The sequence below is a fragment of the Enterobacter cloacae complex sp. 6730903 genome (assembly GCF_048283985.1).
Taxonomy (GTDB): Bacteria; Pseudomonadota; Gammaproteobacteria; order Enterobacterales; family Enterobacteriaceae; genus Enterobacter; species Enterobacter hormaechei_C.
The window spans coordinates 1-7,753 of record NZ_JBLVXX010000082.1; the positions used below are offsets into that span (position 1 = coordinate 1).

The 7,753-nt window shown below is 43.1% G+C and carries 5 protein-coding genes; 1 reads left to right on the forward strand and 4 read right to left on the reverse strand.

The window, feature by feature from the left end; all coding sequences use genetic code 11:
* Positions 1 to 145: 145 nt before the first annotated feature.
* Positions 146 to 1,018, forward strand: coding sequence for a hypothetical protein (locus ACNQ0W_RS24205; RefSeq protein WP_000771834.1), 873 nt, complete (start codon positions 146 to 148; stop codon positions 1,016 to 1,018).
* Positions 1,019 to 1,046: 28 nt separating this feature from the next.
* Here the strand turns inward: ACNQ0W_RS24205 and trhN are convergent, their stop codons facing one another.
* From trhN to trhF, 4 genes are all read right to left on the reverse strand, one after another.
* Positions 1,047 to 4,235, reverse strand: coding sequence for an IncHI-type conjugal transfer protein TrhN (gene trhN / locus ACNQ0W_RS24210; protein ID WP_000776701.1), 3,189 nt, complete (start codon positions 4,233 to 4,235; stop codon positions 1,047 to 1,049).
* A gap of 18 nt (positions 4,236 to 4,253) precedes the next feature.
* Positions 4,254 to 5,309 (reverse strand): IncHI-type conjugal transfer protein TrhU, encoded by a 1,056-nt coding sequence (trhU, locus tag ACNQ0W_RS24215; protein ID WP_181231580.1) that lies wholly within the window; start codon positions 5,307 to 5,309, stop codon positions 4,254 to 4,256.
* A gap of 144 nt (positions 5,310 to 5,453) precedes the next feature.
* Positions 5,454 to 6,965, reverse strand: a complete 1,512-nt coding sequence (locus ACNQ0W_RS24220; RefSeq protein WP_001256132.1) for a TrbC family F-type conjugative pilus assembly protein — start codon at positions 6,963 to 6,965, stop codon at positions 5,454 to 5,456.
* The gene (trhF, locus tag ACNQ0W_RS24225; RefSeq protein WP_001286760.1) at positions 6,952 to 7,464 is read right to left on the reverse strand and encodes an IncHI-type conjugal transfer protein TrhF; all 513 of its coding nucleotides are present in this window, start codon (positions 7,462 to 7,464) and stop codon (positions 6,952 to 6,954) included. Before trhF ends, ACNQ0W_RS24220 begins: the two co-directional genes overlap by 14 nt.
* Positions 7,465 to 7,753 lie beyond the last annotated feature (289 nt).

The following is a 7,753-nucleotide window of genomic DNA, read 5'->3' on the forward strand; positions in this document are numbered from 1 at the left end:
TTTTTATAAAAGCGCTTTTCTAGTGTACTGCTGGTTCTACTGGAAATCACTTTTTTTCCTTTTTTATGCAATCAGGTTGTTTGTGAAACGCGTGACTATGGAATAATGGTTCCATCTCCAAAAGACATTACAAAAAGGGCTTTAAATGAAACTTTTACGTTTAGTATCTCTGGTCTCTTCTGTCGTCATTGGTTTTTCCCTATCGGGTTGTGCCGGTGACACCGGCACTACGCCAGGCACCGCTCTGAATGCGTACAGTCACGGCCAGTACTGGCATGCTAATGCAAATGATTCTGTCGCCAAGAATGCCTATTCGTTTGCTGGTTTCGACGTTAATTTTAAGGAGCAAGAGGTTACTCCTGGAGGGGATGCCGACAACTTTCTTTCTAAGTATCTCATCAATAGTTCGATGGGCTACGTAACAGGCGGTCTAAAAGGTTTTGGGATCATGAGCCTCAGCTCTTTGTACAGTTCTTCTGACGCCGAATACATCCAGGTCAATCAATACCTAGTGTTCGTCCCCAATCCAAAAAAATTGCCTTACAATGATGAAAGTTTGGTACGTGAGGGAGCTAAGTATGTTTTTGAGCATACAAAAGCAACTCAGGCCTCATTTGGATACAACCCTGAAAAACAGAAAGCAGCTCTGGCCACATGTAAAATTGATATGGCAGTCGTCAATAAATGGAGTACCTGTGATCTGCCCTCTAAGCCTGATGCTGATGTTTTCCCTACAGATTCAATGTACAGCTTTCAGGCGATTCGCCCCGCAACAGGAACCGAAATTCCTGAGCTAAACCTTCCCGCTGGTGATTACGCTGTAATTCGTTATGTGTTCATCCCATTTAAAGGAAACGAAACAAGCGCTGATTTTTCGGGTATCATTTTCCGTTCTGATAGCCCAAATACAACAACTCCAGGGGGTGTTGCAGCCTCCATCAACGGAAAAGATTATTACCTCTTTACCGGTGAATACGGTAAAAAAGGCTTCCCAGAAAAAACATTGAAAGCCAAGTAATTAAAAAAGGGGCCTAACGGCCCCTTCTTCAATATTTCGGCAACTGCTTGCCCGTAACCGGATCCAGCGTAGTTGAACCTACCTCACATATGGCCGGTCGAGGTAAATAGCTACAATCTACATTTTCCTCTTTTATAGCCTGAGCATTTTCTTGTCTGGCCTTTATCATATTTTCTTCACCGCCCATTGCTTCCTTGGTACGTTCTGATGGAAGTTGATAGTTCTCATTCTGGAATGGTAAGTTTTCCACAATTGATTCTTCGGAGAATTTTGAATATTGATCAGGAACTTCTCCTACCTGAACTGCATCATTAATCCACTCCGTCAGATCAATTTTATCGAAATCCAGTTGCTGTATTTGCTTTATTGATAGCCCCACGCAATTAGAGGCGACAGGGTCTATTCCTAATTGCGGATAAGCTTGTTGCATAATAACGCGTGACAACATGGAATTATAACAGCACATGTCTGTTGCTTTTTTAACGCATTTCTTTGTGAAACCAACATTCAGATATTTGACGCATCGTTCCGTATCTAATGTAAAACAGGATTTTTGATTCTTATGAATAGAAGCTTCCATCTCTTTCTGGTCGCATGCTACCAACATTTCTAAAAGCATTTTAGTGACCTGATAGGCTGTATAAATCCAACCGATCACGTTTAATGCAAGCATAAAGTTTTGAACCGCAGCCGAGAAGACAACCTCTCCTCCGGTAGTAGCAACGTTCTTAAAGACAAAGTCACGAACTGTATCTGGTAGCAATTCGTAGGCTTTCTTCATTGCCATCTGCTTAAGCTGACCTATACCGAAGCTGGACATTGTTTCCTGTGCCAACTGGCCAGCACCTCCTGCCCCTCCAGAAGTTGCGGAAGACCCAACTGCCCTGCTTAGATTACCAGCGACGTTTTCATATACGCTCGTTAAGGAGCTCGTGACGTTGTTCCACATTTGCCCTACTGTTTTACCAGCTGATGCAGTCCACTCTCCGACCGCATTAGACATAGAAGCCCATGTACCTGTATCACCGCCGGTCCATTTTATTAGCTGAGCATTAACTCTGGTCCAGTTTGTGTTTCTGATCATAGATCCGGCAAGCATGATACCTTCAAGTGCTCCTGCGGTTCCCTGTGGTGCTTCGCAGCAGTCCGTCTTTGCCAGGCCATTTACAAAGCCTACTGAACGACCACACCATTCAGGTTTTCCTTCAAAGACGGAACATGAATTGGCATCGTTAGGGTCTTCGCATTTGGCTTCGCCCTGCATGTACTGAACCATGTTTGAATAAGCCGCAACTTTTCCAAAATCGTTGTTCTCTTCCTTTGGCCCAGTTTCGCATGTTCCACCTGAACATGGGATCATGCCAACACAGGCATTTGTAGAAGATTCAACCTCCCGAACTACATCCTTCCCTCTGTCACAGGTGTATTTCTGTTCATACATGTAGCAACTGTTAGTGCCCTCATCGAACCAACCCTCTGCACATGTTTGTTTATCGAGTACACATGCTGCATCATTTTTATAAGCACTACATGCATCAGGCATACTCTTTATTTCTTCATAGTTGTAACAGAGGTCCTTTCCATTAGCGTCTTTCATAATTTTTCCACTAGCGTCATAAGAGCAAATTTTGTCTTTGGCCAATGGATCACAAAAGTAGCCTTCAAGGTTTGTCTTCCAGGTAAGAAATCCTTTATCACCTTCATACAGAGGCTTTGCCAATGAAAGCACGCTTTCCGGAAGCCGTTTTGTGCCAACATCCATATCTTTAAACCGATCGAAACGGCAGAATGTATTCGGAGCTTGTACAGCATCGTAACAACCAGCTGGTTCCTGGACGTGCTTATCTTCGAGCTTCATATTTTCAAAAGTCAGCTCAACCTCAAAATACCCTTCACCCTTCCCACCAACCCATACTCTGGATGCCATTGTCACTTCTCGATCAGGCTCCTCATACACCGATTTTCTGACCTTATCAGTCACATCGTAAACCTTGTCGAGTTTCCACGATTTTTTTAACTCCCAAGATCCCTTAGGAGCCGGATAGTCACTTTCTCGATATGCACCATCTATGTGAGCAAAAATCTGCGTGCCATCAAGTGTTACCCGCATGTGGTCATCCCACTCCGCGTTAACAATCTTTGCTGAGGCCAATTTTGCATCCGGATGGAATTTTAATGTCAGTTCGTTATCATATACCCCGTCACTCCAGTAGTTGTCATCACGGCGACCAAACCATATACGCACACAATTATCGCCGCACATCGACATGTCTCCGTTTCCGCCTGAAATGTAAACAGGGACTGAAAAATCACGGGTTATCGTGCAGCTGCTGAAGTTATCTTGCTTAGGCGAGTTACAGTAGAACTCTTTGTAATCAGGATAGTGTGTGGTTACTGTTTTTTTAGAGGTCTCAACATTACAGTTCTGAAGCCAGTTTCCAGTACCAGCAACAGCATTTGTTATCTCATTTCTCCCCGCAGTAAACATGGGATCGTTAGGCTTTATAGATGATGCCGGGTTGTCCTTGTTAGCATTTACGAGGGTGCGGTAGGCAACGCCATCATAACTTTGAGCATCAAATAACTGGCTTTTCCGATTCTTTATATCGTTTACAAAGCCATCCTCATCCCCATAACGATCTGCGGCATTGAACTTAATATCGCTGTGCTTTTGCTCTGAGCTGAAAATCTCTCCGGTATTTGTTTTGGTTCCAGGAGTAGTATTGGGATTACTGCTTATACCAATGTTGCCATTAGCATCCCGAGAGAGCAGCTTTGCCCCTTCCTTGGTATAGTTTGAATTGATTGTCCCTCCAGACATACTCGGCAGTTGTACGGCGCTACCAATGGACTTTCCATCGGATGCGGCATTTTTCATGACACTTTCATTTGAGTTCCCTGCCCCATACTTTCCGAGATTAAGATTAGCGGATTCGGCTTTACCCACGTATTTCTCGGTGATCTTCCCACTGACATTCTCGCCTGAATCCGCATTCTTGTACTTCTCAACAATGTCCTGAGCACTGGTTGTCGCATTGCGATTTGCGTTAGGATTAGCAAGATTAAAGTTACTTTCGAGCTGGTCAAATATAGCGTCTGCCGCATAAATACGAGGAGTCATTACCATATTTATGAGAGAGATATAAAAAGCCCAACTCATAGTATTGGCAATCATTGATGCAATAATAGTTGAAGCTATCGTTTTTCTAAGTTTCATTATTTTTACCCTTAGAAATCAAGCGCCTGGTATATATCTGACGCAACAGTCATTGTAACGCCACAACATATAGACATAATTATCATTGCCTATTTTTTTGCGCCCACCTTTAAGGGTTGACCAGTCATGTACCGAATCACCAAGACGATGACAGCAATCCGGCCCTTTCGCCTCAGGAGTTGGGAAAAGCATTGAAAGCCGATACTGGGAACGAGGTGTAAAGTATTCCCACGTTTTCTCACACATTGCGTCTGCTCCCATCGTTCGCATCAGCATTCCCTGGCGATGTAGTTTAGTCAGAAGACGCTGGGTTATCAGTGAACTCGTCCTTACAGCGTCATCATTTGCGTAAATGTGGCCGGTTAATGGATAAAGGTTGCCATCGCATCCGGCACAAAAGTATGCAGCGAGATTATCCTTTCCTGCTGTTACTGCTACACAGTCAGCAGCGCACACCATTGAGGCAATTGGGTTTGCAAAAACTACTGCCTCTGGATTCAGGACGAGTGTAAGCAGATCACTTTCCCACATAGGGTCCACTTCGCTTATATAGGTCAGGCTGGCATCTATATAGGGTTCAGCAGTGCACTCGCCAATAATCAGTAATTTGAGCATTGTCATGATTGGGAACTCCCAAAGATGAACATCGTAAAATCCGGCTTCAGTTGCTGTCATTGGCTGATTTGTGTTGCTTTTACCAATATCAAACTGCGATTTTTGAAGCATCGTGCCTTCAAGAAAGGGGCTGCACCAGGGGCTCTTTACAACTTCTACAATCTTCACCGGCTGAAAGAAGCTCAATTGCCAACCTATTTCCGGTACGCCGTTCTGATCTGTGCAGTAGCAACCCGGACGTGAAGGAGCAGCGCCTTCTGGAGCTGCCCCTATGCCCATTATCCTCATGGGAAAAATGCAGCTCCAACAGATATTCTTAATCAAGCCCTGCCACACTCCAGCTGACTGACACATAGCCCCAGGGACTCCAGCATCTGCTGCCATAGCCATACCCGGTATAGAAAGCGAAAGCATAACTGCTACAATGAACTCTAAAAGTAACTTTTTGAATTTTTTCACCATCATGCTCACTTGGATGTAATAAATGTTGCAACACTTTCGATATAGTCGACGGCTTTGGTAAAATAACTTCTCATCTGGTCCGGATAATTTAGCGTCAGCCATGTTGCAAAGAGAGCGCCTATAATAAATCCGAGTTTCATCTTATTTTTCCTCTGAAAGATTTGGGGCTCCGATACCACGGACTTCTGCCTCGCTAAACAGGGTGATCCGGAATTTATCTTGGTCAGTAGTTATAAGCGCAGGTGTGTTTTTAATCTGAAAGCGTGAGATGATCTGTTCGTTAACTTTAAACACCTTACCGTTAAATTTTTCACGTAAATCATTTAGGTGATCCCATCCATTATCTTTTTGGATACGGGTAAACATTGGCATTACTTTTCCACTACCCAGACGTTGTCGATACTGCTGCTCAGCCCATACCAGCTGGCCCGGATTGAGTGGATCGAAAATTATCATCGTCAGGTTTTGAGGAAATCTCGAAAGTGGATTAATCAACTCACCGGCGGAAGCTATTACACGGCCCTGCTTATCTTTTACGTCCTGAGTGACCCTCACTGTAGGGTCAATTAAAAATTCTTTGTGTTCCTGGGCAGGAGGGAGGTCGACCATCCATTGATTTTTCCATGTGTCAGAAACGGCCCTTTTTTTTGCACCTTCCCAGTCATATTTTTGTGCACGTTCTTCCAGTTCTTTAATGATGCTCTTTTCTTCAACGGGATAAGTGGTACCAGCAACCGGGAAAATATCCTGATCGGGTTTTTTAGCAAGTTCTCGCTGAAAAAACTCAACGTTGAAGGAGCCTACCATTTTTGCAAAACGAGCTTGCTCCCTAGAAATAATTGTCGGTACTTGAGTTACTTGATACTGACTGAAGCTATCAGGATCAATTGTAATCAAAGGAGATTCAAATTTTCCTTTGACAATCATTTGGTTTATTGCTGCCTGTGTCTCTGGTAGCCGAGTAGTTCCTTTCTTTAGACCATTGAAAACTACACGAGCTTTATGCTCTGAGGCCGTACGTAGAAGGTCTTCCAGTACATAATCCGGCAAGCTAAATGAAGCAAAGATCGTTATTCCATTTTCAGTTGATAGTGCTTCTTCACGTGTGCTATCCATTTTTCTTTCGAAGTCAGCAGCTGTGATGCCCGAGGAACCAAACAATTTTTCGATATTTTTAGATTGTCCTCGCATGACTTCCGGCTTATTTTCCACAGCTTTCAGAGCCGCTTCATTAAGGCTGGCGTTTTCTTGAATTTCATCACGTCTTCTAATTATATCGTTGACAGCTTCAGAGTTATTACTTTGGGCCCTGATAGCCTGGGTATGGTCTATAACTGCTTGAACACTATCCGCATTCATACCGGGGACGTAACCACGGTTTATTTGCTTGCTCAGGTCCTGGTTTTTTTGGAGTGCTTCAGCTTGCGCTATGTACTTCTGCACATCTGGTGATTTTAGCGTAGCATCAAGGCTAAGAGCCCCATCTGGCTGCTGTGCACCTTTAGCCTGTGCCCCAAGCCCTTTTGCTTGCTGAGCGATTAGGTCAGCATCATGTTGATACTCAGTGCTTGCATTTGTATTACTTAAAACTGCACATAACGCAAGTCCAGGAAGTATTGGTAAATATTTTTTATTTACATTAAAAGATCGCATATGTTTTCCCAATTACTGAATTCAGCTTTACTGTTCCCCAAAAACGGGAATCCCATGAGTGATCGGTTTGCCCAATTAGGAAAACTTCGCCTTCAGGAATTATCAATTCTTTTTCAATCAAAATGGACGGAATATTGTATTTCTTCGAAATACGACGTGCATTAGCTTCAAAAAATTTGTCCCCGTTATAAACCCCATCCATTGTTACTTTAAGTTTGTCACCGCCCACACCGGCAACAATTTTTATGACTCGTTCATTTTCTGGGATAAAACGTACCGATTTCGGCATGTTAAATGCTATGAGTTCACCAGTTTTAATACTTTTATCCGAATGATCAATCATATAAAAATCAGCAGGCAGGCACCCATTCAATAAACCGTATCCAAATGTATAACGGGTGAAAAAGACACACATAACGAGAATCAGCAATAAAATATTAAGGGGGACATACCAATCCAGTATAAGCAGCCCTCTCTTTTTAGGTATGTAGTCGCTCATATTTTTCTCACTGGCACTGAAGAATATTTTTACTAGGCAGATGCACCTCTATCCAAGTAATTATTATCCATGTTTTTCAACGCTCGGAAGTCTGCAAACCAACCTAATATTCACCTATAAGAATGTTAATTCCTCAGCATGTATACGCAGCTTTGTTAGCGGCCATGAAAGATGCCTTTGGAGCAAAGTTACTTTCCGACATTAATTTTTCAAAGGTCCAATTATTGGGTATAAAAAAGCCGGGACATAATGTCCCGGCTTTATATTTAAAAATTAACTACTCACTGCT

Coding starts and splice junctions, on each gene's coding strand:
- ACNQ0W_RS24205 (WP_000771834.1), top strand. CDS start 146: ATGAAACTTTTACGTTTAGTATCTCTGGTCTCTTCTGTCGTCATTGGT.
- trhN (WP_000776701.1), bottom strand. CDS start 4,235: ATGAAACTTAGAAAAACGATAGCTTCAACTATTATTGCATCAATGATT.
- ACNQ0W_RS24220 (WP_001256132.1), bottom strand. CDS start 6,965: ATGCGATCTTTTAATGTAAATAAAAAATATTTACCAATACTTCCTGGA.
- trhF (WP_001286760.1), bottom strand. CDS start 7,464: ATGAGCGACTACATACCTAAAAAGAGAGGGCTGCTTATACTGGATTGG.